Here is a 25,556-nt window from a genome sequence, read left to right as displayed (position 1 = left end):
AGGTATAAGTCATGGCACCTGGAGGTATACCCCCTCAGGCGCGGGTATTATTTTGTTAAAATGGTCTGCAAGATGTTCAGCTGTTGCTGTCCGTTGCGCAGCACCAGTTCCGTAAAGCCTGTCACCGTCATGCCTGTTTTGTCGAGGAGCAGGTGCGGGAAAATGCCGAAGACAAAAGCCAGAATAGCCAGCGGCACCAGCATCAGGTACTCGCGCTTGGTAAGGTCGGAGATGATGGCCTTCTGGCGCAGCTCCGGGAAGATCCAGTACTTGCCAAAGAACATGCGCTGCAGCGCCCACAGGTAATAAGCCGCCGATAACAACAGACCGATCACGGCCACGATCGCCATCCAACGCGGCAGCATACCTGTTGCCTCCGGTGCACTGAAACTACCCAGCAGCACCAGCAGCTCGGCAATAAAACCTGAGAAGCCCGGCAAACCCAGCGAAGCAAAAAAGGCGATCACAACAAAAGCGGTATAGGCCGGCATGCGCTTGGCAAGTCCCCGAAAATTCAGGATCATGCGATCGTGTGCCCGATCGTAGATCACCCCTACCACCAGGAAAAGCATGGCCGAGATAAGGCCGTGGCTGAACATCATATAGATCGCGCCGTTCACGCCTTCATTTGTGAGCGAGGCCAGGCCCAGCAGCACAAAGCCCATGTGCGATACCGACGAGTAAGCAATCAGTTTCTTGAGGTCGTTCATGGCCAATGCGCAGAGTGCCCCATAAATAATAGAGAGCACTCCCAGCCCGCCGACAAAAGTGGAGAAATAAGCGCCCGCATCCGGGAAAACAGGGTATGCAATGCGAATCAGACCATAGCCGCCCACCTTCAGCAGGATTGCTGCCAGTAGCACAGAGATGGGTGTTGGTGCCTCCACGTGCGCATCAGGAAGCCAGGTATGCACGGGCACCGAGGGCACTTTGATCAGGAAACCCGCCAATACCAGCAGGAAAGCAACAAAGCGTATCGGCAGATCGAAGAGAGATACGCCCGAGAACACATGCAGCAGGCTACCCGGTATAAAGTTAGCCGGCTCCATCATGGCAGGTATACTAAAGGTCCGCACCATGTCGGCCTCACTGATCGCGCCCTGCTGCAGCATCTGCTGTACCTGGCGAACCATGTCCAGACTGGCAGGAACGTTTTGCCCGATCAGCCCCATTTGCTGCGCCGTTGCTTCCGGATCGATCACGGAGGTATAGAGCCCGATCATCACGACCAGGATAAATAACGAACCGATCAGGGTATAAATGAAGAATTTAAGCGCAGCATATTCCCGCTTCGGCCCTCCCCAGATGCCGATCAGGAAGTACATTGGCAGGAGCATGAACTCGAAGAAGAGGTAGAACAGGAAGAAGTCCAGGGCCAGGAAACAGCCCATCACGCTGGTCATGAGCAGCAGGTAGAGCAGGAAGTAGCCCTTCACATTTTTTACGATGTTCCAGGAAGAGATCGCCCCGATCACCCCTACTATACCTGTGAGCAGCACCATGCTGATGCTGACGCCATCCACGCCCACAAAATATTCGATCTGGAAACGCCCCAGACTACCCAGCGAAAAACCGATCCAGTCGAGCTTCTCCACAAACTGGTAGCCTGTCTGTCCGTTCGCCACCGCAGCACCATCGAAACCCAGGTATAGCCACACGGCTACGGCCAGTTGCAACAGCGTGCCGCCCAGCGCTACTGCTTTTATGCCCCGCTGCATGCGCGTCGGTAGCAGCAACACTATAAGCGCCGCAAGCAGAGGAAGAAAAATAAGGCTGGAAAGAGTATAATTCATCAATATGTTACGACACTTTTATCACGTATCAAGACACACAACTGCGCATGTGTGCATCTTTATTGGTATGCTTTTCCCGGTGTGATGCCGGGTCCTTTTTGTTTTCAGCCTTAGCTCCTACTGAGTAAGGGTATAGACTTGCGCAATTTGCTTTACAAGCTGGAAGCAGAACTGTGTATGAGGTTTACAGGTATAGCCTTCATCCTGCTGATCCGATCATCCTGTAAAACCTGATCGCAAAATTAACATCAATTCAGCATGATGTATAGTATTATCAGAATAAATCCAAAAAGGGAGTAGGCGTAGTAAGATTGCACCTTACCGTTCTGAATTCCGCGCCCGAAGCGGCCAAGCACTTTGGCCATCGCTCCGATCAGCCACACACTACCATCCACAAACCATCTATCAAACCATTTCACGATCTTGGAAAACACCACCAGCCACTTACTGGCATACTCCAGGGTATAGTCGATCACCCGTTTATCGAAGCGGTAGAGCATGCGGGCCATCCACAGCACCGGCTGCACCAGCACGCGGCTGTACAAGGCATCCAGGTAAAAATGATGATAAGAGAGTTGCGCCAAAGCTCCCTGCGGCTGCTCCTGCAACAATGCTTCGCTGCTTTTGCCTTTATACCTGCCAAAGGCCAGGCCTATACCTGCTATACCTAGCAGCGCCGACAGCAACCCGATCATCAGGTGAGCAGTGCCGTTGGCAGCATCCTGCGTTGTCACGGCCTCAATCAAACTACCGGCAAGCAGCGCGCCTTCCTGCGAAAATTGTGTCAGGCTAATCCCCTGCATCACCCAGCTTCCGGCAAAGGACAGCGGATTAAGCGAAAAGAAGAAGCCCAGTGAGAGTACTGCCAGCAATAGCACAGGTAGAAGCATCACCCGCTCTATCTCCTGACCTGCCGACAAACGAAGCGCCTGCACATCGAATGGCAGACGGAAAGTACCGAAGAACATAAACCACAGATGCCGCCCCATGTAATAAGCCGTGAGGAGCACCACTGTAAAACCAATCACAGGCACTACAAAGTACAGGCTGTTCCCGTTGGCCTGGCTCATCGTCTGCGCCCATGCCCAACTACCGGAAAGAATAGCATCTTTGGAAAGAAAACCGGAAAACAGTGGCAAACCTACCAGTGCGGCGGCGGCCAGCAAATAGGTACAAAAGGTGAGTGGCATTGCCCTGCGCAGGCCTCCCATGTTCCGAATATCCTGCGGATCGACATCGGGGAGTTGGTGCGTGTGGTGCAGTCCGCGGTGCATGGCATGAATGATGATGCCGGCGTTGAGGAAAAGCGCTGCTTTGAAGAAAGCATGCGTGGTCAGGTGGAAGAGCGAAGCATCGTGTGCTCCGGTGCCCATACCCATCACCATATAACCCAGCTGCGAGATGGTGGAGAAGGCCAGCACTGCCTTGATGTCGTACTGGGTGAGCGCCGCCAGGGCACCAAGCAGTGCCGTGATGGCACCAATGATGGCAATGACTGTGAGGGCATCTACTGTGAAGAAAGCGTAGCAGCGCGCCACCAGGTATACGCCAGCCGCTACCATGGTCGCAGCGTGTATCAGCGAAGAAACCGGCGTAGGGCCCTGCATCGCATCAGGCAGCCATACCTGCAACGGAAACTGCGCCGACTTACCCACGCAGCCCATAAACAAGCCAAGTCCGGCAAGCGTCAGAAACAACGGACTCAACTCCACCCACCAAGCCATGCCCTGCAAGGTATAGCCTGTCACAAAAGTACCGTTCAGCCACTCCCCTGCCCCCATCAGCGTGCGCAAAGCCTCCAGGTCAAACGTCCGGAAATAGGTATAGAAGGCAAACAAACCTAGCAGCAGGCCAATGTCACCCACCCGGTTTACCAGAAAAGCTTTTTTGTTGGCCGCAATCGCAGCAGGTCGTTCGTACCAGAAACCGATGAGCAGGTATGACGACAAACCAACCAACTCCCAGAACATAAAGAGCAGCAGCAGGTTATCGACCAGCACAATACCAAGCATGCTGAAAGTGAAGAGACCCAGGTAGGCAAAGTAGCGGCTATACCCTTTGTCACCATGCATATAACCCACCGAGAAAAGCTGCACCAGCATCGAGATAAACGTAACGATAACCAGCATCAGCACCGTCAGGTTATCAAGCAGTATACCTGCTGTGAAGTCTGCTATAAAACTGTTCGGTAGACTAAACCAGACAGTCCGGCTATGGTGTACCTCGGTGTTCCAGGTCTGGGTGAAGAGATAGATCGAAAGTGCAAAAGCAAGTCCGGTGGCGCCAATCCCGAGCCAGTCGCCCTGCCGGGGCAGCTTTTTGCCCGCCAGGTATAGCACCGCAAAGGCGAGGAGGGGCAGCAGGAGCACCACCAACGCCAGGTGGGTTTGGGGCGTGCCGGCCAGCGGTTCAAGAAGTGCGGAAAGCTCCAAAATATTGGCTGTCATGGGGTTCGGACTCAAAACGGGGACGCCTGATGGCCCTCCTCCGTTTCAGGGGGCCAATTTACATATATTGTTGCAATAATATAGCGCCTGATGGCCTTGCCGGGCCCTACAAACCCCATATTTTTCAATTTTTGCAAACAATCATGGTTCTATTTCGTTTTGTATGGTATTGTACCATCTAAACAAAATAAGAACTATGGACACACAAGATCTTAAAAGAGACGCACAGGATTTGAAAAACAAAGCTGACAGAGTTAATCCACAACATAAAGAAGGACCAGTAGCTGCAGCTATCGAAGACTATACTTCCCGTATTCCATCTGATGTATTCTTATGGGCTGCATTAGGCTCAATGGCTGTTTCGGCTACCCTAAAAATTATGAAGAAAGACGAAGAAGCTTTATTTGTAGGTCAGTGGGCCCCTTCATTCCTGCTATTGGGTAATTACAATAAGATGATCAAACTGGTTGGCTATCAAAGCGACAAGTAAGAAGCGTCCGATATAATCTCATGACGAGAAACAGAAAGAGGGAGCGCGGGCTCCCTCTTTCTGTTTTATTTTCAAAGTCATTTTCTGGGTGCTTAAGACGGCCTTTTGGCATCAACCAAGCCAGATTAAATGACATTTGGATAAGAAAGTTCAAAAATATTATTTTTTTTCACCAACTGCACCGGATATAGGTATAATTATCCATATATTTGCAGCGGCTAAAAGTTGAAGGTTGCCTATCAGGCAATCCTTTGAAGAAGCAGGGCTCCCCTCAAAGGAGCCTTTGCTTTTTATAGGCTATACCTCTCCGTTAAGCAAGCTCTACAGCCTTTTCCACAAAAGCTCATTGGCCCCGGTCGTGTCGTAAAAAATGCTAGGCAGGTTCAGCAGATGGCGTCGCATTTATACCTTCACCAGACTGCAACGATTCACAGTATTTTTTCCGGAGGTCCTGCACGCCATTCCAATCAATCACGTCTTCCTCACTGCTGAGTAACGTCAGATTTTCTTTCACAGAGACATCCGAAATAAACATGCGGTCCTGGTAAAGGCCATTTGCGTAAAAACGACAGTATGTGCGGATTTCGTCCGCTTCTGTCAGTACTATCAAATCACAAGTTTGAAGCTTGCTGGTAAAAAGAGAGAATTCGTCCATAAGTGGCAATAGGTAATCTGGAAGCAGCGGCAACGAAACAGGACAGTATACCCGCTTGAGTCGGAGCGCATTTTACTTATTAACTCTGAACATACGATAGTGTTTTGGAAAAGTTGCCTGTGAAAACAAAAGCTCTGAAAATAATTTGAAGCACCCCTGTCTATTACTATCTGAAGCGTTTATTCCAGCCAGGAAGTATTATTTTTGATTTATCACTTCTTCTGAATAAACCAGCCACAGCGGCACATTTATATCTGAGTTATAAATTTCGGTTGGCACACTGCCAAGGCTCAGCGACGGAATGGGGTTGTTGCCTTTCAAGCCCAGCACCAGCAGCCCGTGGCCTCCTTTCTCCATATTCAAGCTAATGCGCTCCGCTACACTCTTGTTGGCCGCTCTTACCAGGGTATAAGGTATACCGACTATCTCGGGATGCTGCTTTTGCAGGGCATCGAACTTTCCTTTTACCACTTCCTCAGCTTTTCTAACCGCTTTCTCCTCCGAAATCAGGGGAAAAAACTGGCTCGGCAGGCGGTAGACGTGCATGATCTCAAGCTGCAAACCTAACTGGTCAGACAGATTTTTGCTGAGGCGTAGCGCGTGTACGGAAGTATTGGAGAAGTCAATGGGAACCAGCACTTTCTCAATGTCAAAAATACTAGCCTCCGGGAATACCAGTATACTGCAGGGCAGAATGCGGAGCAGTTTGGTGCCCAGCGCATTGGTACTTTTGCCTTTCAATTTTTTTCCCAGCAGGGTCAGTTTTACTTTGTAGCGTTTCACCAGATCAGCCAGTATCACTTCCGTGTTGGGTTCTTCGCTGACCAGAATCTCGTATGGAGCGACATCGGCAAAATGCTCGGTCACGATATCAGTTATGTTTCCCTCAATCTCACCAGCCAGGTCTACCTCACCAAACCACTCCCTAAAATCTTCGCTTAGCTCCGAGGTCTTGATGTTGTGCACGAAGTAGACTTTGTGAACCGGCAGACGCTCACAGATCGCACGTGCAAAAGCGACCAGCTTTTCATCTATCTCACTGAGGTCCAGACAGACCATCATGGCATTAATTGCAATCATAGCGCTTCTTTATTCTAATGGTTTAGTTGGGGTATCGTCTGCTTTCGGCGTTTTAGGTATAGCTTGCTTCTGAGCCCTTTTGGCGAGCATTTCGGCCACCAATTGCTGATAAGCCTTCCGTTCACTTGCCTGTCCCAGCTTCAATTCTTCTTCCAGTTCCTCACTCAAGCCCCGGTACAGACTATAGCACATCAGCAGTAGAATAATGGCAAAGGGTAGCCCGGTGATAATAACGGCAGTCTGCAGGGCCTGCAAGCCTCCTCCCAGCAGCAGCACCGCCGCGATAGCGCCACCTGAAAGTGCCCAGAAAATGCGCGTGCTCACCGGAGGATTGGGTATACCGCCAGAGGTAAGGCTCACGACCACCAAAGAACCAGAGTCAGAGGAAGTCACGAAAAAGCCGGCAATCAGCAAGATGCCAATTACAGAAAGCACAGTTGAAAAAGGCAGTTGCTCAAAAAACACGAAGAGGGCAGTTGAAATGTCTGCCGCCACCGCCTCGGAAATAGCGTTGTTTCCGGCCAGTATATCGCGCAGGGCGGTGCTTCCAAATGCAGTCATCCACAAAAACGACAACAGTGATGGCGCTATCAGTACCCCGAGCACAAACTCTTTAATTGTGCGTCCTTTGGAAACACGCGCAACAAATATACCTACAAAAGGTGCCCACGAGATCCACCAGGCCCAGTAAAACACCGTCCAGGAACCCTGCCAGTTATTGGTCGTGAAGGCTTCGTTCCAGAAAGAGAGCTGCAGGAAATTACCCAGGTAATAGCCAGTATTCTGTACATAGGAGCTCAGGATGAAAACCGTAGGCCCGAGCAACAACACCGCGATCAGGACCAGAAGCGCAATGCGGATGTTCCACTCACTGAGAATACGTACGCCTTTGTCCACCCCCGTAACCACTGACACGGTGGCTATACCTGTAATAACTACAATCAGGATGATCTGGGTTGTGATATCGTTTGTGATGGCCGGAAATACGTGATTGAGGCCAGCGGCCACCTGTTTTACACCGAGTCCAAGCGAGGTAGCCAGACCAAACAGCGTAGCGATCACAGCCAGAATATCGATCACGTGCCCGATGACGCCGTGGATACGCTCACCCAGAAAAGGATAAAATGCTGACCGCACCGTGAGCGGCAACTGCCGGTTGTAGGTAAAAAACGCCAAAGACAAAGCGACCAACGCATAGATAGCCCAGGCATGCAGTCCCCAGTGCAGAAACGTAAAGTTCATGGCCTGACGCGCAGCAGCCGGTGTGCCGGGCTCCCCCATGGGCGGCGTCTGGAAGTGATTGATTGGCTCAGCTATACTCCAGAATAAAAGCCCTATACCCATACCTGCACTGAAGAGCATGGCAAACCAGGAAGAAGTTGAAAATTCCGGCTTGGCATCCTTCCCGCCCAGCCGGATGCTTCCAAACCTCCCGAAGGCAATGAAAAAGCAGAAAGCGACAAACAGGTTCACACTTAATATAAACAGCCACCCGGCATTGGCCGTCACCGCCGTTTGAGCAGTGGAGAAAAAGGCCTCCGCGCCTTTCCTGAAAATGAGTACAAGCGCAATGATGATGATCAGGATCACAATAGAAGACCAGAAAACAGGCCCGTTCACCTCTAACCCAAATGATTTTTTAATATTGCTTTTAACTTTACCCATGCTGTTTGTTTTAAAGGTCAGAAGTAATAGCCCATGTTGATATTGAGGCGCATGTGCCACTTTGTATCATCCGGTGTGCCAGTGGTGAAGGCGTTTGTCCACTCTGGTCCCAGCCAGGGATGGTTATACCCAAATGCCGCATCGGTGTAGATGTACATAGGCCCGGCTGTAAACAGAGCGCCCAATACGTTCATGTGCGCATTTTCGTAGCCGCTTTCCCGTTTGTTGTAATACCCATAATTATTGTACAGGTCTATACCTTGCAAAAGCTTGGTTTCGAAGGGTATATGATACGCTATACCTGCTGTGTAGACCTCGCCGCGGTTTGCTACATTGTAGTTGGCGCCGTAAGCCCCCATCTCTACAAAGTCGAGGTCTGCACCTGCTGCGTAGGTTGGCTGAAAGCGGTAGAACATGGCCTGCAGTTTGATGTTCCAGGGACTGTTGGATGATTTATACTCGTAGTGAAGGGCACCTGCATAACGTGTTCCGTTTCGTTCGGTGTCGATGTTGTAAAGCAGTCCGCCCTGTAGGGAATAGCCTATTTCGTGCGTCAGGCTATCACCAAGCCTCCGCACCAGTTTAAAGTCGAGCTGGTTGTTTTCTTTGTTGCGGCCCGTCACGTCATAAGAATAGCGGTTAGGGCTCGGCTCCGACAGTCCGAACACAAACTCCTCGGCACTCTTATAATAAGCCGCCTGCCATTGCCACAGTCCGGTATCGCGTATGTATTTTACGCCCATGTCGTGGTCGTCTTCAAAACCGACGTAATAGGTCATGTTAAAAAACCAGTTGTTGGAGTTGTACTGCTGTATGCCGAAAGGAACCTGATTGAGGCCGACCTGCAGTTGGGAACCTTCATTAAAGTCGTATTGGAACCAGCCCTGCTTTAGGAATGCTCCGCCAAAGGCCTGGGAGTAATGGCGAAACTCTGCATTGAGTTTGATGCCTTTGTACTCGGCCTCAGCGTTAATGCGAAAGAGATCGAAGCCAAAGTCACCGCCCCGCTCCAACTGATCCTTTTTCCAGGTAGAGAGATTGTAGTTAAAGCGCAACGCACCACCCAGCTTGAGCATGGGTTTGTCCTCGGGCTTCTCTTCGGGCGCCTGCGCGAGACTTTCCTTGCTTAGGGCAAGCAGCAACGGCAGACAAATAAGTATGCAGTATCGTAGAGCTTTTCTCAATTGAACCTGCTGATTTGGTACAACAGTACTTATTGACGGGTTAAGACTATAAAAGTTACCTGCTATGCTCTTACAGTACGGGCAGGAACCGTGCACACCAATAAAACCGCCCAGTAGTTTGCTATCAACTTTACATGGTTAACCCTGCTGTTTGAGGCATTAACGCAAAAGAGCAATACCTATCTATCGGAAAATCAATTTGTTATTATAATTATTCGTTTAGATAATTAAACTAAACCTGCTAAAACACTTAATAAAATCCTCATACCTGAGGGATTAGGTATGTGCTTTGGTTTATGAATATAAACACCAACTATAAACAGATTAGATTATGGAAACAGTTACAACTGACATCAGCACTAATATCAGAAGTGCTAACGAAAAGTTTATGCGTGCCTTCTCGAACGGCAATGCTGCTGGCATCGCCAATTTATACACAGACGAGGGTATGCTGCTGCCGACAGGTATGGAAATGATAAAAGGCAAGCAAGGTATACAGGAGTTTTGGCAGGGTGCCATGGACATGGGTATAAAAAACGTCAGGCTGGAAACCCTGGAAGTACAGCCCTGCGAAAACACGGCCATCGAAATGGGGAACTATACCTTGCGTGGTGAAGGCGACTCTTTAATAGATAGAGGCAAGTATATGGTGATCTGGCAAAAAAAGCATCACAACTGGAAGCTTGATAAAGACATCTGGAACTCCAGCGTAAGCGCAACCTAATTGTAAATACAAAAGCGCCCTGCAGGTATACCTGCAGGGCGCTTTTGTATTGATACTGATTAGAATAAGGCTTACTTTTTGCCTTGGTTGTTTGGCACCGGGAAGCCACGATCACGCATCAGCGCATCGATCTTGGCATCGCGGCCACGGAACATGCGGTAGGCTTCAGCCGGATCCATAGAGTTGCGTGGCGCAAACAGGTACTTCACCAGTTTGGCGGCAACGTCTTTGTCATAGAATCCGCCAGGAGCTTCTGTGAAGGCCTCAGAGGCATCAGACGTCAGCACGTCCGCCCACATGTAACCATAGTAAGCAGTGGCATAGCCCTCGCCAGAGAACACGTGTCCGAAGTGCGGTGAGCGGTGACGCATCACGATCTCTTTCGGCATACCGAGTTTAGCAAGTGTCTCTTTCTCAAACTTGTCCGGGTCCAGGTTGTTCGGGTCGGCCAGGTGGAAGTGCATGTCCATCAGGGCAGACGCCAGGAACTCCGTCGTTTCGAAACCCTGGTTGAAAGTGGCCGCCTTCTCGATCTTGGCTACCAGCTCTTTCGGCATCGGCTCGCCGGTCTTGTAGTGCTTCAGGAATTGGTTAATCACTTTGTCAGTGGACAACCAACGCTCCAGCAACTGCGACTGGAACTCAGTGTAATCGCGCACACCGCTGTTCAGCGTCGGGTACTTTACGTTAGAAGCCAGGAAGTGCAACGCGTGACCAAACTCGTGGAAGAAGGTGGTCGCGTCATCCCATGATACCAGCACAGGCTCGCCCGGCGCAGGCTTCACGAAGTTGGAGTTGTTAGACGACAGCACGTTCTTCTTGCCATCGAAAGTAGTGTGGGCACGGTACGTAGTCGCCCAGGCACCAGAGCGCTTGCCCTGACGCGCGAACGGATCGAGGTACCAAAGGCCAATGTGCTCGCCAGAGGTCTTGTCCGTCACTTCCCATACCTTCACATCTTCGTGGAACACAGGCACCGAACCTTCGGCTACCGGCTTGAAGTTGAAGTTAAAAAGTTCACCCGCCGTAAAGAACATGGCTTGGGTCAGGTTGCCCAGTTCCAGGTACTGCTTCACTTCGTCAGAGTCAAGGTCGTACTTGTCTTTGCGCACTTTCTCGGCGTAGTAGCGGTAGTCCCAAGGCTCAATCGTGATTTTGGTTTTGCTGGTAGCATTGGCCAGTTTCTGCATGTCGGCCACCTCTTCGCGGGCCCGGGCGGTAGCAGCTGGCCATACGGCCATCATCAGCTCCATTGCAGCCTCAGGCGTTTTGGCCATGCGGTCCTGCAGACGCCACTCAGCATAGTTGTCGTAACCCATCAACCCGACACGTTCTTTGCGCAGTTTCAGGATGTTGACGATGTTCTGCTTGTTGTCGTTCGCGTCGTTGTTATCGCCACGAGAGTAGTAGTTTTTCCATACCTGCTCGCGCAAGCCGCGCTCGTCCGAGTAAGTCAGGAACTGGTCCATAGAAGAACGGGTGTTGGTAACGGCATACTGACCAGGCTTGCCACGGTCAGCAGCAGCTTTGGCAGCGGCTTTCACAAACGACTCTGGCAAACCGCTTAGCTGGTCTTTGGTGAAGTATACCACATACTTCTCCTCATCAGCCAGGATGTTGTTGCCAAAAGCAGTGTACAGCGAAGAAAGCTCCTTGTTGATGGCAGCGTAGCGTTGTTTCTTTTCCGGGCTCAGATCAGCACCTTCCATGGCGAAGTTCTTGTAGATGAGCTCCACAACACGCTGCTGGTCAGCTGGCAGCGGGTTCTTCTGAGAGTTTTCGTACACGGTTTTGATGCGCTGGAAAAGCTTCTCGTTCTGAGAAATCTTAGAGCTGAACTCGGAGATTTTCGGAGCCATTTCTTTTTGAACCTCACGGAACTCCGGCGTAGACATGTTGCTGCCCCAGATACCGTAGTAGGTGAACACACGGTTCAGTTCCTCGCCGGCTCTTTCCATCTCTTCAATTGTGTTTTCGAAGGTGGCAGGCTGGGTGTTGTTGGCAATCGCCTCGATCTCAGCCAGGTTGAGGGACATGGCTTTTTCCATTGCTGGCTTCAGGTCGGCCAGGTTCATTTTGTCGAAGGCGGGAACACCTTGGTATGGGCCACTCCACTCCTGCAGGAGCACATTGGTTTCTGCCTGCTTTTGCTCGGTAGCAGCCTGTGTGTCCTGTGTCTGTGGCGTTTGCACCGAAGTACAGCTTGCCAGCGCCAACAGGGCCACTATGCCGGATACCTTGCCGGCCGATATGATCTGTTCTTTCATAGAATGTTAAAGTGAATGATAAATTTCAGCACAAGTTACAAAAAATAGACCAAAAGCCCCACTCAGCAATTTAAAGGCCGCCTGCTATACCTGAAATGCCACCTGCAAACGTTTAGTAAGTATCCTTCAGGCGAGGTGGCAGAAAACAGGGGCCGCCCGTATATAAAGGACAGAATACCCTTTTACCATGCAAGACTACCCAATCAAAGACAAACAGGCTTTACATAAGCTTTACGAATCTGTGCTGCCTGAACTGGCACAGCATATCCACCAGCACCTGGCGGATGTTGTCCCGCTCTTTCACGATTTCAAACTTGAGAAACTGGTAGACACCTGGACGCGCGAACCAGGCACTGATGCCACCACTGAGATCAGCCTGGACAAGGGAAACGTCAACCAGATGGGGCTGCGCTTGCGGCTGGAAGGTTTTCAGCGGGTAGGCGCCGATAACTTCGATCTGACCAAAGACCTGCTTTTTAAGCTGGACCGTACCGTTTACACCATCGGCCCGAACCAGGACAATGTATGGCTGGAGAAGAAATACCTGCAAAGCTGGGATAATGCGGACTATGAACTCGTGGCCGAAAAGTGGACCGAGCAGCTGATTGACGACCTGACCCAGCGCCTGGAAAAATATACGATATGACAAACCGCACGCGCTTTCCCGGCTCTGCTTACCTGTTTGCATTGCTGACAGCATTGTGCCTGAGTGGCTGCCATGCTTGCCAGGCCCAACAGCCAGCAGCAACTACGCAGGATGGCTATACCTATAAGAAACCTTCGTCAGGAGGTACAGGCAAGGTATACATGGGCCGGGAAATTGCTGCTATTATGACGGCTACCGGCGGCAACTGGCTGGACCGCGACACACGACAAGAAGAAGAAAACTCTCCCCGTACAATTGAAAATATGAACCTGCAGCCCGCCAGTGTAGTGGCCGATATTGGAGCAGGCACCGGTTTCTATACCTTCCAGCTAGCACCGAAGGTACCCGATGGCAAGGTATACGCGGTGGAAGTGCAGGATCGGTTCATCAAGACACTCGAGTCTCGCCGTGATAAAGAGGGGGCTACTCATGTAAGCGTGGTAAAGAGTGACAGTCTGCGGGTGAACCTGCCAGCCCAAGCAATTGATATTGCCCTGATGGTGGACGTGTACCACGAGCTGACCTTTCCAAAAGAGATTCTCAGATCTATACATCAGGCCTTAAAACCAAATGGCAAACTCCTGCTGCTCGAGTACAAGGCCGAAGACCCCGATATCAGAATCAAAGAGCTGCACAAAATGACGGCAGAACAGATCAAAAAAGAGCTGGAGGCAAATGGCTTCCGTCTTCAACGCCAAGAGGATTTTCTACCGATACAGCATTTCATGCTGTTTGAGAAGGTGGAAGAGACGGGTGGTTGATAGTTAACTAGGTTCTCTGGCATAATTACGCTCAAAGAGATTACTTGCTGATAAGTTTCAGTGATTGTTGCTGATCAGCAGTAGTTAATTTCAAAAAGTAAATACCACTTGCCAGGTCTAGCTCTGTCAATGGAATAGTGTTTATACCTCTTTTCAAAGCTGCTTCCTGAGATAGGATAATTCGCCCTTGGGCGTTGTAAAGTAAGATGGAGCCTGGTTGCTCTTCCTTAGAGGTGATCTGCACCTGCAGGTAATTGTCAAAAGGGCTTGGGAAGGCCTTGAGCGTTACAACATCCGGGAGGCCGGGCGCACTTACATGCCTGATCGGGCTAAACTCAAACTCACCATTGTAGTCCACTTGCCTGAGTCTGTAGTAGATTCCTTCCGCTTTATACCTGGAAATATTCCTGTCTGTGAAGGTATAGTGTCTTTGCAACTGTGTGGTCCCATTGCCGGCCACTTTACCGATCGGAGTAAAATTACGGCCATCTGTACTCGACTCCACACTGAAATAGTCACTATTCTGTTCTGAAGCCGTTTTCCACACCAATACTGCATTATCGGCATCTAGTCTGGCTGTGAAGCTGATCAGCTCAACCGGGAGCGGAATGGTTTCGGAGGTTGCTAAGACGCTGACTGCATACGGTTGTCCTGCGCTACTACTGTGACTAGACGCCATGATGACGATTTCATTGGTAAAATTGTCCTTGGTACTGGTCACGTTGTTGTATCTTCCTGATATTAAGATATGCTCTCGATCAGTTGTTTGCTCGTTAGATTCATTTACTGGTTGCCCATCATCTTCGAAGTTGATGTTATCAATAGAAGACTCTCTATAGATAATGTTGCCACCACTTTCTTGATCCGTGTAAATGACCCAAATCTTGTCTTCTAATTCATTAAGAATAACGATTGGTCTGGTACCTGTTTTTGAAACTTCATATAGATTATCCCAAATTCCTGTTGTGCGCCTCACAAAGAGCCCCAAAAGAGGCTGACTGCTATGCTGATAGCTTGTTTTTATGGCACAATATAGCGTCCCATCACTTGCCACTGCCAAATTCATGTGGTCATCAGCCAGGCCTCCTGCTATGTCTCCGGTGGTTGCATGAATCACTTCTTCAATTTCCGACCAGGCATTGGGGAGGTCTCCATCCTCGTGTGTAATGAAACCAAATTTCTTCGTATTCTGATTTGACCAGAATACTCCTATTTCCCCTGGTAGGGTAACAACTACACAAATGTCATCGCCTTTTAATCCACCCGCCAGATTAATATCGTTACTCCAATTGTTAAACGGAGGATCACTCCACCTTACTATTACTTTACCTGACCTTGTATATGCCAGCCACATTCTATCTCTGCCATCTACATCAATAGTAGCCGTCTCAACTATTTGACCAAGTGATAAGTCAGAAGCTACATTATGGCTCAAATAAATTTCGTTTTCGAATGCATACTCTAATGTAACTATATCAAAAAAAGCTTCATTCTCTGCTGCAGTAGATTCGTGAAACAATAGTACATGCGTAACATTACCCATGACCTTACAATCCACTTTGGAGGTCGTTTTGTCTGAAATTGTCAGGATATTCTGCCAGATCGAGCCATCCAGTCTCCACACATGTGTCCCGTTATTATCAGGAAGTACCGTCCAAAATTTGCCTCCATGAGCCCAAATTTTAGACTGAGGCTTCTCACCTGTATTAACAGTAATGGGGATTTGGCTTAAAAGCGTAGTTGAACTGAATTGAGCAAATGAAGGGTAAGCACCAATAAGGCATATGCATAGGATTAAAAATCTAATCATAGGGTGATTTCCTTTATTGGTGTTAGAGGATTTCGCTGTATGTAAAATAAGTCGCGTGCATCTTATTACGTTTTATATATATAATTGTTATAATTAAAGACAACCCTTATATTTCACTTCTGATCTTTGTTGAGGGACTAACTCTTAATCATGAATTGTCTATCTCAAACTGTCTGCCTTCTCCCCACCAGATAAATCTTTTCAAAATCTGCACCTCAAATCATAACAACTTACGTAGTATAAGATACAGCTGTAAAAATTGTAGTTTATGCATACAACCACATTCAAATTTGAGGAGGGCAGCCCGTATGTAGGGAGTCACCGGCCGATCGGGCAGGAAATTCATGAGCGATTGATGTGGCAGGCGAGACGACTGCATCGGGAAGACATGCAGAAAGCCGGTTGGGAACTGATCATCTATACACCTATACCTGCCTATCTGAGTAAGCCTGCTACCATCGAAGTATATTGGGATTTCGATAACCCTGATGAGCCCTGCAGCGATTAATACAGCTTTTTCACCCGCATACCTTACCACAGCATGAGTCTCAGTTTTTTTAACACCCACACACTGGCCGGCAGATTAGAGATGATTTGGGCGCAAGGGACTTTTCTGGCTGAGCGGGGCCGGCGTGGCTACCGCATTCAGTTGTATGATATGGGCGACTTCTTTGCGGAAGTATGGAGTAACCCCGAAACACAGATCATCGGGCTGATCAGGGGACTGGCCACCAAACGTGCCCTGGAGCCCTACACAAATAAAATCAACCTGGTGGATATGATGTGCTGGTAAGTTTTATACGCTATTTTTGACGCGTGAACTCTGTCAAGCTCAACTCTTACTGTCGCCTGTACGCCTTCTCGGATTACCGAAGCATGAAGTCAGCACTGCCTTACATGCGTCAGGTGGTGCTCGCCAAAGCGCTGACAGAAGTAGAAGAGTCTGATGCGCGGCGTATTGTCAAGCGCATGCCGGGAAACGGGTTCCTAAACTACCTTCGGCCGCTTGGCGGTCAGCAAACGAAAGCGACAGGTATAGCCTCGCTTATTACTGCACTTCAATTACTCTACAAGCAAAACGGTTTCTCGGCCAGGTATATCGTGGTGGAGCGTAGCTAAGCTGCATTTCATAGGGCAAATAACAAACCTGCTCCCATCATTAACAACTCGGTCATATCAAACCGTTGCGTGACCAAATCTTTAATCGCAAAATGGCAATCATAAAATTTGACTGCTGTGGAATTATGAAGGGATTTTCTTAAAATATGATCGTGAAGGTGGTACCCTCATGCAGCACACTGTTCACCATAATTTCTCCCTGCACATTGTCTACCATTCTTTTCACGATGTAAAGGCCAATGCCACTGCCTTCTACGTGGTTGTGGAAGCGCCTGAACATTTTAAACACACTGTTCTCCTTACCGGCTGGTATACCTAGTCCGTTGTCCTGCACCGACAGGTAGGACTTGCCATCAAGCTTTTCCAGCTTAATCGTGATTTTCGGGGCTCTTTCAGGTGAACGGTATTTAATGGCGTTGCTGATCAGGTTGCTCAATATGCTCTTGAAGTTCTTTCTAGAGAAGCCAACAATTTTGCTGTCTGCGGCACTCACGTCAAGCTGCGCACCTGACTTCAGAATCAGACTCTGCAGATCCTGTTTTACAACTTCCACTATCTCCTGCAGGTCGAGTTCCTCTGACTTTTCCTCGGCACTTACCTTGTCAATTTCCACCAGGGTGGTCAGGTCCCGGATGGTAATGGAGAAACGCTTGAGTGATGACTTCATCAAATCAGTGATCTTTTTGATCTCTGCCCGGTCTAAAGTTTCTCTGGAAACAGAATCCGAAAGCTCTTCTATCAGTCCTGCAATGTTGGCCACCGGCGATTTCAAATCGTGCGAAGCGGTATACACAAAGTTGTCGAGGTCGAAATTGGCACTGGCCAGACCTTTGTTTTCCTGCTGCAGCACGGCGTTGATCTGATGACTGCGCTCCAGCAAGTCCATGCTCTGCAGGTGAAAGGCCAGCAATTCGGCAAACATTTTAAATGTGTTGATCACCTTCGGATTGTTCACTGAAGCCGGTTTGGAATCGATGGCGCAAAGTGTGCCGAAGAAGTCACCGTTTTTGAGGATAATAGGTATAGAAATGTAACTCTGCAGTCCGTAAATTCGGGGGGTATGGTGGCCACAGTACTGTGCGTCTTCCGCCACATTATCGATCACGATCGGGTTCCGGTGATCCCTTATCTCGTTGCAAAGGGTTGTTTCAAGTTGTAGTTCTCCGCCTGCTTCCAGGCCAAAGTTCACTTCGTCGCGCACGCTGCATGCCAGCCATCTGTCTTCTGTTACACGAGCGACGGCCGCAAAACCCATTCCGGTGGTTTGGCAAATAACTTCGAGCATGGTAGGTACGATTGGAATCTGCCTGATGGCTTCCAGGTCACGTAACAGCTCGTCTTGGGTTTCAATCATTTGAGAGGGCATTTTCAGGATCGCATTGTCATGCGATCTGTAATCTTGTTTTCATTGTATATTAAACTTAATCAAAAATATACAAAAAATAAAAATTTCCTGAAAATATACCCCTTGTTTAGATACACTGACAAAGTTGCCCGGCTGCCAGTGAGCAGAACAGCCAGGCAACCTGCCATAGGCTTAGCGGGTAACCTGACCCCGGATTTCTCCATCAGGGTACTGGCTGCTGTGTATGTTAATGTACCACTCTCCTGCCAGCAACTCGGCTTCCTGCGCATCTGTGAGCGGAGAAGTGGATCTTGTCATTGGACTTGAAAAAGGGTTTGTGCTGGAGTAAGGGTCATTGCTGTTACCGGGGTTAATCGGCACCGTAACCGGTCCGGATACACCTACTGCGCCCTTATGAAAGTGCATGGCAATTGGCGTAATACCCTGAAAATTGATGGTATAGGTCATCACGTTGGTATCCATGTTGTAGGTACCCCGGAAGGTACCGGTCGCCTGCGTACTCACAGCCGGTACCTCATTTGCACCGGTTAGCGCTACTTGGTTGAGGGTCACAATTTCAGCGTCAGGTATCGTGGTGTTGTCATCATCGTCATCACAGGCGGTTAGCATAAATGAGAGGCTCAGCAGTGCGCCAAGCAGTATTCCAAAATTGATTCGATAAGTTTTCATCTTCCTTAAATTTAAAGTGAAGTGATTCAAAAGTTAAAAGCATAGAGATTCTTCCTGACGCAGCCGCAGTTGTGTCATATCGTGGTGTGTTAAACGCTTGCAAGAAGTTGATGGTGCTATTTAAAAGTAAAGCCGGCTGTAAAAAACACTCCCGCGCTGGTGAGCTTCACGCGCCCTTCGCCAATACTTGCTAGCGGTATCTTGACGAAAGGCTCTGCTCCGATGGTAATGGCAGGAGACAGTTGACGGGTATAGCCTACAGACAAATTCTGTATTCCGAACCAGTGCCTGTTTTCGTTCGAAAACTCCCGGGTTTTGCTGTAGGGTTCTCTTCCGTTGTAGTGGTAGGTATAGGTATATGCTTCGTTCAGCATCAGGTAGCTGGATAGTCCTGCCTGCACCGTAAGCATGTGCTTGCCCCAGCCCAGCACCTGGTACTGCAGGTTGACAGGTATATCCAGCACCCTGCATTGCGCCACGATAACATCCGGCTGATGTTTGCCATCCCAGTAATCCGGGGAGGGCTTGTAGTCTGCGGGCGTGGCCTGGTATAGTTTGTTTGCCCACACTGCACCCGACACCAGGCTCAGCCTCCTGGTGAGGGGCACACTGAACAACACACCCGCATTGGCACTCACTGCATCCCGATCTTTGAAGCGCACCGTGGTGATATCCGGCGCCGCAACCAGCGTCACCCTGACACTGCGCAGGAACACCCGCTCTCCCCGCTCCTCAGCCTGGCTGCTGTCGGCAGGTATAGGCGTCGTTTCAGGTATAGGCAGCGCCACTACTTGCCGGGCTATACCTGTTGTTGAATGCAGTGCAGTAGGTATGGCTGTCGCTACTGTTTGCAGAGGCTCCTCTGGTGTTACGGCACGGCCAACAGATATAACACTGCCAGGTATAGTATGGGACGCAGGTATAGCACGACGCTCCCCGGCAGTTTTTCCTGCCATGCGGACTTCTGCACCGGAACCTGGCTGCACAGCAGGGTATAGCGCAGCGGGCGAATCAGGTTCGGGCAAGGAGGGATGATCGTTGGCCTGATCAGGTATAGCAGCACGTTCCGGGTCTTGCTTCCATGCTTTTTTTACAGGTATAGCAGCACTTTCCTGAAGTGGCGCCTCTTTTTCAGAGCCTTTCCAAACAACGCCTACCGTCACCAGCAAAGCCAGCAGCACGATAGGTACAAAGCGTTTTATACCTACCCATCCGCCCTGCGCCCCGTCCAGCTTTCGTTTCATTGCCTTCCATGCTTCTTCATCGAAGGGAGGCTCGTGCTGCCCGGCTGATTTTCTGAACAGGCGGTCCAGCTCCTCGTCAGACATATTGTTTGTGCTCATCGATCTTGCTTCTTTGTAATGCCTCCCGCAAATTTGCCCTCGCTTTGGCCAAGTTTGACTTCGACGTACCCACTGCTATACCCAGCGTTTCCGCTATCTCTTCGTGGGTATAGCCGTCTATCGCATACAGGTTAAAAACTGCCCGGTAGGCAGGCGATAGTTGCTGTACAAGCGAGATCAGGTACTCGTAATTAAGCTGCTGCTCCACATTAAACGGTTCGGTTGCCGGCTCCCCTGCTCCAATGTCCTGCAGGTGATAATTCTTCAGGTTGTGCCGGTAGTTATCTAAAGCGGTGTTGATCATGATCCGCCGTACCCATCCCTTGAAAGGTTTGGGCGGATGATACTGCTTTAGCTTTGTGAACACCTTCATAAACCCGTCGTTCAGCACATCCTTCGCTTCTTCGGCATTCTGAGAGTAGCGGATGCATATACTCATAGCGTAGCCGAAAAAGAGCCGGTACAGCTCTCTCTGCGCCCCGCGGTCCTGTTTCAGACACTGGCTGAGCAGCACGTCCAATACTTTGCCTTCTGTTTTGCTCACTGTTCCAGAATTTGCGCTCCCATCACGGACTAAAACTTAAAAGGGTTGCCTCAGGATTGAAAAAAACCATCAGCCATACCTCTGTTTTACGTTTACAAACACCTGTTAATCAACAGATAAACGAAAACAAAGCAGCAACTGAAGTCAGAGCTGGCAAAGTAGCCGGAGCTATACCTATGGCAAAAAAATCCCTGCAGCTTTTCAGTTGCAGGGATCATGTGTTCTATCGGAATTGGATAGTTCTATCTCAAAAATCAGCAGGCTATACCTGTAGGAAGTAGGCCCTGGCCAGCGCGATGACAGCAACAACCAGAAAGATGCCATTTAACACATAGCTGGCGTGCGCTTTCTTGGACAAACCGTAAAAGATCAGGAGCAAACACCCGATGATGTTCATCCCCAGATATTCTACCGACTGGCCGTGTGTGAGCCCCATGCTGTTCAGGCTGAAGGCCGCAAGCGAAAACAAAGCACCTCCCCAACCGACTGCCTCTCCTATGTATTTGCGTAGTAGGACCATAGTTTAATTCACATTAAATGATAATTGCAAAGTAAACAGGTGAAAATGGACTTAAAAATGCTTTTATTCGCTTGACTAATGCAAAAAACGAATCACAGCGAATGGAGCTACAGCAGATAAAATATTTCCTGGCACTCGCCCAGGAACTGCACTTCTGGAACACGGCCGAGCGCATGTTCATCACACAGTCTGCTCTCAGCCGGCAGATAAAAGCCCTCGAAAACGAATTGGGTGTACTGCTGTTCGAGCGAAACAAGCGAAGCGTGAAACTGACCGAGGCAGGCATCTTTCTGCGCGATCAGTGGCTGCCGCTGCTTGATGAGATAAACCGGGTGCATTTGCAGGCTCGCAAAATTCACGAGGGAGCATTCGGCACGGTCAGGATCGGTTATCCGGGTTCCATTGCTTATGGTTTCATGCCGGATCTGATCACGAGCATCTCCAAAGCGCTGCCGGAGCTAAAAGTGGATTTGGTAGAGCCAACCGACATCAGCTTTGAGCAGTTGCTGCTCAACTACCAGATGGACATGGCCTTCCGGCGCGACCCCGCCGAAAATCCGGCCCTGCAGTCGGAGTGCCTTTACTCGGAGCCTTATGCGCTGGTTGTACCTCAAAACCACCGCCTCACTGAGCAGAACTTCACAGGCATGCACGACCTGCAAAACGACAAGTTCATTTTGTCGAACCTGGCTCAAACGACGTTCTATACCGCAGGCCTTCGCCAGATCTTCGAAGACCAACGCTTCATACCGGACGTGCGCATCGAAACCGACTTTGGGGGCATGATACTGGGGCTGGTGTCCAAAGGCCTGGGAGTGACGATTCTGCCTTACTCCTACTCGTTCAGCGCTTTGCCCAACGTGCGTTTCATCACCCTGCCCTACCAAACGAATCTCTATGTAACCTGGCGGAAATACGACAACAGCCCGGTGCTCAAAAACATCCTGAAACTGGTGTCTGAAACCGCTGTCAGGTATACTGCAAATGGGATTTAGGTATTAATGTGCTACCTTTTCGGCAGGTTTCATGAATAGCTTCTTGCCTAAGTTGATCACCTGCGCGATGACAGCGCCGAGCAGTAAACCACCCAAAGCCAAGGCCAGCACCTTTACCAGCCAGCCAAGCACCGGTATATCGGGGAATAAGCTGTCCAGTATCTCCATCGGGTGGTGCATAAACGGCAAGCCATGCGCAATAATCTCGGCTCCTACCCATAGCATCGCGGCCGTGCCCACATAGCCCAGTATCACCAGGAATTTTGGCATGGATTTCACAATGCCGCGTCCGATCTTCTGGGTGGTCGGGTGAAATTTATCCTGCGCCATGTGCACCCCAATGTCGTCTGCTTTCACGATCAGGGCCACAAAGCCGTACACGGCAACGGTAATAAAGATCGCCACAGCCATCAACACCACGATCTGGTTCAACAGAGGGCTATCGGCCACCGTGGCGTAGGCAATGGCCATGATCTCAGCCGAAAGGATAAAGTCTGTCCGCACGGCACTACCCACCCGTTCTTTTTCCAGTTCTGCCGGTGTGATCACCTTCATTTCCTCTGTTGGCTCATCGGTAGGTTCGTGGGTTTTGCTAAACGTCGAGTGTACTTTCTCATAGCCCTCAAAGCACAGGTAGGCACCACCCACCATGAGGATGTAAGGTATAACAGCAGGCGCAAAGTAGCCGAGCACCAGCGCAGCAGGCCCCAGAAAGACGGCTTTGTTAATTATTGACTTTTTGGCGATCTGGAAGATGATGGAGAGTTCGCGTTTCGGATCGAGACCTACCACATACTTGGGTGTCACGGCTGTATCGTCGATCACGATACCGGATACTTTACCGGTTGTTTTTGCCACCTGCGTTGGTACGTCATCCAAAGTTGCCGCACTGACTTTCACCAGCGCCGCCACATCATCTAAAAGCGCGAGAAGACCTGTCGCCATTATGTTTTCTTTAGTTTAAGGTATAATTTAATTTGTATTGCCTACTCTGTACGGAATAAGTGTAAGAGCAGTCTTTTGCAGGTTCCTAATTTATAGGAAAGAAGTTAGATTGTGATGCAGAGGGCTTATTTTGTTATAAAAAAACTAACAGACCAGATAAAAAAACAGGAGGCCACTTCTTTGAAAGTAGCCCCCTGCGTTTATTTCCGGCACACAATGTATTTGCTATTGCACCAGGTATAGCTCGGTTTTGCGATGGGCTCTGCCTTTTTCGGGCAGCGCCTCCCCTTCTACCTCTATCTCGAAACCCTTGCCAGCGAAGTAACGCTGCATATAGTTTTTCACGCTTTGGGCGCGCTGCTCACTTACCCGCTGCCTGGCCGCCGGCTCGCCGTAGCCATCCGAGTAACCTTTGATGACAAAGGAGGTCCCGTCCGGCTGCTGGCGCAAAAAGCGCGACAAGCCGGCCAGTTGCTGCAGGCTCAGGTGCACCCGGTTAAACTCGTTGTAGAGCACCAGCGACGGCGCAGCAACCCGCATTGATGCTTCTCTTGCAGGTTCGGCACTAGCAACTTCCTTCAGCTCTGTCTGCTGTGGTACCTCCGCTTTTACAGCTTCTGCAGCCACTTCGACAGGTGGCGCTGAAACAACTTCGGTAGGTGGCACGGAAACAGCTTCGGCAGGTGGCGTTGGGGCTGCTGTTACTTCTGTACGCTGCTCTCCTAACAGGTAGGCAATGTAGCGTGGCTGCTCCTGCGTGGTCGCGCTCACCCACATTGTCTGGTCTTTGCTCTTGCTTAAGTAGGCGTTGTAGGCTTCTTTCCCGTTGACCACACCTGCCAGCCGCACCGCCTCGCCCGCCTGCCCGTTCTTTAGGGGCGCTCCATAAATATAGGCCGTCTCTCCCTGCTGACGCGAAAAGAAAAGGGAATCGTTGCTGACAAATGGGGCAAACTCAGCCGCTTTGGTATTTACCTGCCTGCCCAGATTCCCAGGTTTAGACCAGCTATTATCATTCCATTCGCTCCGATACAGGTCATCATAGCCCTGCGAGCCGGCCAGTTCGGCGGCAATATACAGCTGACGCCGGTCCTGGGTCAGGAACAGGCCCAGGTTGTAGGAGTGGTTGCGCAGGCGGGGCACAGGCAGTTCCTCGCTCTTCACAAATTCCCCGTTTTGCCACAGGTAGATGCTGATCTTCTCTGCCCTGCGACCAGACTTGTGGTAGATGAACACTTCGCCCGCTGCCAGATCACCGCCCACCACAGCGTTCACCTGGCCTGCGTTCAGGGCAAGGGCCCGCTCGGCCGCTTCCGGATTATTCCGCCGGGCGGTATAGAGGTACTGGCCGCCATCTTCCTTTTTGGTGATCAGGAGCATCTCCTCTCCCACCAGGGCCACACCGGCCATTTCAGCATTCGTTTCCAGGAGTTTGGTCTGGGCCTGGCCCGTTACCATCACCCCCAGCATCAATCCGATGGTGTATACGATCTTTTTCATGTTCTCTTTGCTTTACCAGATTGTCACTTGTCTTCCGTATTTCGGATACTTCACCGGGATCAGGTTATAGGTCAGGGAGATCTCGTTGGTACTCCGGCTCACGTGCCGGGCATTCTGCACCGGAATCTCGTAGGCATAACCGATGCGGAACTGATCCAGGCGCAAACCGGCAGTGGCGCTCCAGGCCATGTCCTGGCGGTAGCTGCCCCCAAGCCAGAGCATGTTCTGGTACACAGCCTTGAGTTGCAGTTCGGCGCTCTCCTTGAGCTGGTCATCATATTGCAGCATGGCATTGGCCACGAGCCCGAACTGATCAGAGAGGGCCGTGCGGTAGCCTGCCTGCAGCAGGTGCTTGCGGGTATAGAGGTCCTGCAGAAATTCATCTCCGCCCGACACAATACCGCCTTTGGTCACGTCCTGCATGGCATAGCCAAAGTAGAACTTATCGGCCGTCAGCGTCCAGCCCAGGTTCAGGTCGAGCTTGCCCTGGCGCAAACGCTGGCCCAGCACGCCCTGAAACTCCGGATCATTTTCGTTGTCTACCGTCAGGCTGTTGCCATCCAGGCGCTGGGCGCTGTAGGTAAGGGCGCCCCCCCAGCGCAGGCTCAGTTTTTCCGATAGCCGCACGCGGGAAGCATAGCCCAGGTGCACCTGGCTTTCCGAGAAAGGACCGAAGGTATCCTGCAGCACGCTCACGCCGAAAGCATGGCGGGCACCGGCCTGGCGGTCAAAAAAATCGAGCTGCTTTGTTTTGAGCACATCGTTTTGCTGCCAGCCCGACAGGTCTGCCAGATCCAGCTCGGCCGAGGCAAAGTAGGTTCTGGGAGCCCCCTCAAAGCCCGTCCACTGGTTGCGGTGGAAGCCCTTGAGCATGGAGCCCTCATAGCCTGTCAGCGAAGGGTTGTAATAGTGCTGAAACAGCTGGAAGTTGGCAATGTGCTTTCTGTTCTGGGCCTTTGCGCCCAGCACAGAAGCAACTAATAATAGGGATAGAATTAACTTTTTCATTTCAAAGAATCTCTTGCGTTGCCGA

General features: G+C 50.3%; 24 protein-coding genes. 8 read left to right on the top strand and 16 right to left on the bottom strand.

Features of this window, described 5'->3' with window-relative positions; all coding sequences use genetic code 11:
• Window positions 1-47 precede the first annotated feature (47 nt).
• Together K3G39_RS09105 and nuoL are read right to left on the bottom strand one after the other, a co-directional pair.
• On the bottom strand, window positions 48-1,793 hold the full coding sequence (locus K3G39_RS09105; protein WP_220625870.1) for a NuoM family protein: 1,746 nt from the start codon (window positions 1,791-1,793) through the stop codon (window positions 48-50).
• Window positions 1,794-2,041: 248 nt separating this feature from the next.
• Window positions 2,042-4,240, bottom strand: a complete 2,199-nt coding sequence (gene nuoL / locus K3G39_RS09100; RefSeq protein ID WP_255594189.1) for an NADH-quinone oxidoreductase subunit L — start codon at window positions 4,238-4,240, stop codon at window positions 2,042-2,044.
• Window positions 4,241-4,436: 196 nt separating this feature from the next.
• On the opposite strand from nuoL, the gene K3G39_RS09095 reads away from it, so the two are divergent.
• Complete coding sequence (locus tag K3G39_RS09095) at window positions 4,437-4,730, top strand: hypothetical protein (RefSeq protein ID WP_220625869.1); 294 nt, start codon at window positions 4,437-4,439, stop codon at window positions 4,728-4,730.
• Window positions 4,731-5,103: 373 nt separating this feature from the next.
• Here K3G39_RS09095 and K3G39_RS09090 read toward each other — a convergent pair whose 3' ends face one another.
• From K3G39_RS09090 to K3G39_RS09075, 4 genes are all read right to left on the bottom strand, one after another.
• On the bottom strand, window positions 5,104-5,340 hold the full coding sequence (locus K3G39_RS09090) for a hypothetical protein (RefSeq protein WP_220625868.1): 237 nt from the start codon (window positions 5,338-5,340) through the stop codon (window positions 5,104-5,106).
• Window positions 5,341-5,583: 243 nt separating this feature from the next.
• Window positions 5,584-6,465 carry a universal stress protein gene (locus tag K3G39_RS09085; protein ID WP_220625867.1) on the bottom strand — a complete coding sequence of 294 codons (882 nt, stop codon included), beginning with the start codon at window positions 6,463-6,465 and terminating at the stop codon, window positions 5,584-5,586.
• A 9-nt stretch (window positions 6,466-6,474) separates the two neighbouring features.
• Window positions 6,475-8,130: a BCCT family transporter gene (locus K3G39_RS09080; protein ID WP_220625866.1), complete on the bottom strand. Its 1,656-nt coding sequence runs from the start codon at window positions 8,128-8,130 to the stop codon at window positions 6,475-6,477.
• A 17-nt stretch (window positions 8,131-8,147) separates the two neighbouring features.
• Entirely contained in the window at window positions 8,148-9,272 is a 1,125-nt protein-coding gene (locus tag K3G39_RS09075) for a hypothetical protein (RefSeq protein WP_255594186.1), read from the bottom strand.
• A 373-nt stretch (window positions 9,273-9,645) separates the two neighbouring features.
• On the opposite strand from K3G39_RS09075, the gene K3G39_RS09070 reads away from it, so the two are divergent.
• The gene (locus tag K3G39_RS09070; RefSeq protein ID WP_220625865.1) at window positions 9,646-10,038 is read left to right on the top strand and encodes a DUF4440 domain-containing protein; all 393 of its coding nucleotides are present in this window, start codon (window positions 9,646-9,648) and stop codon (window positions 10,036-10,038) included.
• A 71-nt stretch (window positions 10,039-10,109) separates the two neighbouring features.
• Here K3G39_RS09070 and K3G39_RS09065 read toward each other — a convergent pair whose 3' ends face one another.
• A complete protein-coding gene (locus K3G39_RS09065; RefSeq protein ID WP_220625864.1) occupies window positions 10,110-12,305 on the bottom strand; it encodes a M3 family metallopeptidase in 2,196 nt (731 codons plus the stop codon).
• 187 nt (window positions 12,306-12,492) lie between these two features.
• Between K3G39_RS09065 and K3G39_RS09060 the strand changes: the two genes are divergently transcribed.
• Window positions 12,493-12,951, top strand: a complete 459-nt coding sequence (locus K3G39_RS09060) for a hypothetical protein (protein ID WP_220625863.1) — start codon at window positions 12,493-12,495, stop codon at window positions 12,949-12,951.
• Window positions 12,948-13,712, top strand: a complete 765-nt coding sequence (locus K3G39_RS09055) for a class I SAM-dependent methyltransferase (RefSeq protein WP_220625862.1) — start codon at window positions 12,948-12,950, stop codon at window positions 13,710-13,712. The genes K3G39_RS09060 and K3G39_RS09055 overlap by 4 nt, the downstream gene beginning before the upstream one ends.
• A gap of 40 nt (window positions 13,713-13,752) precedes the next feature.
• Here K3G39_RS09055 and K3G39_RS09050 read toward each other — a convergent pair whose 3' ends face one another.
• A complete protein-coding gene (locus tag K3G39_RS09050) occupies window positions 13,753-15,522 on the bottom strand; it encodes a T9SS type A sorting domain-containing protein (protein WP_220625861.1) in 1,770 nt (589 codons plus the stop codon).
• A gap of 268 nt (window positions 15,523-15,790) precedes the next feature.
• Between K3G39_RS09050 and K3G39_RS09045 the strand changes: the two genes are divergently transcribed.
• The 3 genes from K3G39_RS09045 to K3G39_RS09035 are packed head-to-tail and all read left to right on the top strand — an operon-like array spanning window position 15,791 to window position 16,641.
• On the top strand, window positions 15,791-16,030 hold the full coding sequence (locus tag K3G39_RS09045; RefSeq protein ID WP_220625860.1) for a hypothetical protein: 240 nt from the start codon (window positions 15,791-15,793) through the stop codon (window positions 16,028-16,030).
• Between the two features lie 33 nt (window positions 16,031-16,063).
• Entirely contained in the window at window positions 16,064-16,315 is a 252-nt protein-coding gene (locus K3G39_RS09040; protein WP_220625859.1) for a hypothetical protein, read from the top strand.
• Between the two features lie 23 nt (window positions 16,316-16,338).
• Window positions 16,339-16,641 carry a hypothetical protein gene (locus K3G39_RS09035; RefSeq protein WP_220625858.1) on the top strand — a complete coding sequence of 101 codons (303 nt, stop codon included), beginning with the start codon at window positions 16,339-16,341 and terminating at the stop codon, window positions 16,639-16,641.
• Between the two features lie 139 nt (window positions 16,642-16,780).
• On the opposite strand, the gene K3G39_RS09030 is transcribed toward K3G39_RS09035, so the two are convergent.
• From K3G39_RS09030 to K3G39_RS09010, 5 genes are all read right to left on the bottom strand, one after another.
• Entirely contained in the window at window positions 16,781-17,995 is a 1,215-nt protein-coding gene (locus tag K3G39_RS09030) for an ATP-binding protein (protein WP_220625857.1), read from the bottom strand.
• Between the two features lie 183 nt (window positions 17,996-18,178).
• Window positions 18,179-18,676, bottom strand: a complete 498-nt coding sequence (locus K3G39_RS09025) for a CHRD domain-containing protein (RefSeq protein WP_220625856.1) — start codon at window positions 18,674-18,676, stop codon at window positions 18,179-18,181.
• 116 nt (window positions 18,677-18,792) lie between these two features.
• Complete coding sequence (locus K3G39_RS09020; protein WP_220625855.1) at window positions 18,793-20,019, bottom strand: hypothetical protein; 1,227 nt, start codon at window positions 20,017-20,019, stop codon at window positions 18,793-18,795.
• Entirely contained in the window at window positions 19,997-20,563 is a 567-nt protein-coding gene (locus tag K3G39_RS09015; RefSeq protein WP_220625854.1) for an RNA polymerase sigma factor, read from the bottom strand. Before K3G39_RS09015 ends, K3G39_RS09020 begins: the two co-directional genes overlap by 23 nt.
• Before the next feature lie 262 nt (window positions 20,564-20,825).
• Complete coding sequence (locus tag K3G39_RS09010; protein WP_220625853.1) at window positions 20,826-21,083, bottom strand: hypothetical protein; 258 nt, start codon at window positions 21,081-21,083, stop codon at window positions 20,826-20,828.
• A 101-nt stretch (window positions 21,084-21,184) separates the two neighbouring features.
• Between K3G39_RS09010 and K3G39_RS09005 the strand changes: the two genes are divergently transcribed.
• Window positions 21,185-22,078, top strand: a complete 894-nt coding sequence (locus tag K3G39_RS09005; RefSeq protein WP_220625852.1) for a LysR family transcriptional regulator — start codon at window positions 21,185-21,187, stop codon at window positions 22,076-22,078.
• A 3-nt stretch (window positions 22,079-22,081) separates the two neighbouring features.
• On the opposite strand, the gene K3G39_RS09000 is transcribed toward K3G39_RS09005, so the two are convergent.
• The 3 genes from K3G39_RS09000 to K3G39_RS08990 form a co-directional block, all read right to left on the bottom strand.
• Entirely contained in the window at window positions 22,082-23,023 is a 942-nt protein-coding gene (locus K3G39_RS09000) for a DUF808 domain-containing protein (RefSeq protein WP_220625851.1), read from the bottom strand.
• 225 nt (window positions 23,024-23,248) lie between these two features.
• Entirely contained in the window at window positions 23,249-24,523 is a 1,275-nt protein-coding gene (locus K3G39_RS08995; RefSeq protein WP_220625850.1) for an OmpA family protein, read from the bottom strand.
• Between the two features lie 12 nt (window positions 24,524-24,535).
• On the bottom strand, window positions 24,536-25,531 hold the full coding sequence (locus K3G39_RS08990) for a PorP/SprF family type IX secretion system membrane protein (RefSeq protein WP_220625849.1): 996 nt from the start codon (window positions 25,529-25,531) through the stop codon (window positions 24,536-24,538).
• Window positions 25,532-25,556: the final 25 nt, after the last annotated feature.

This window comes from Pontibacter sp. HSC-14F20 (assembly GCF_019599265.1).
GTDB lineage: Bacteria > Bacteroidota > Bacteroidia > Cytophagales > Hymenobacteraceae > Pontibacter.
This window is presented reverse-complemented; position numbering and strand designations above follow the sequence as displayed.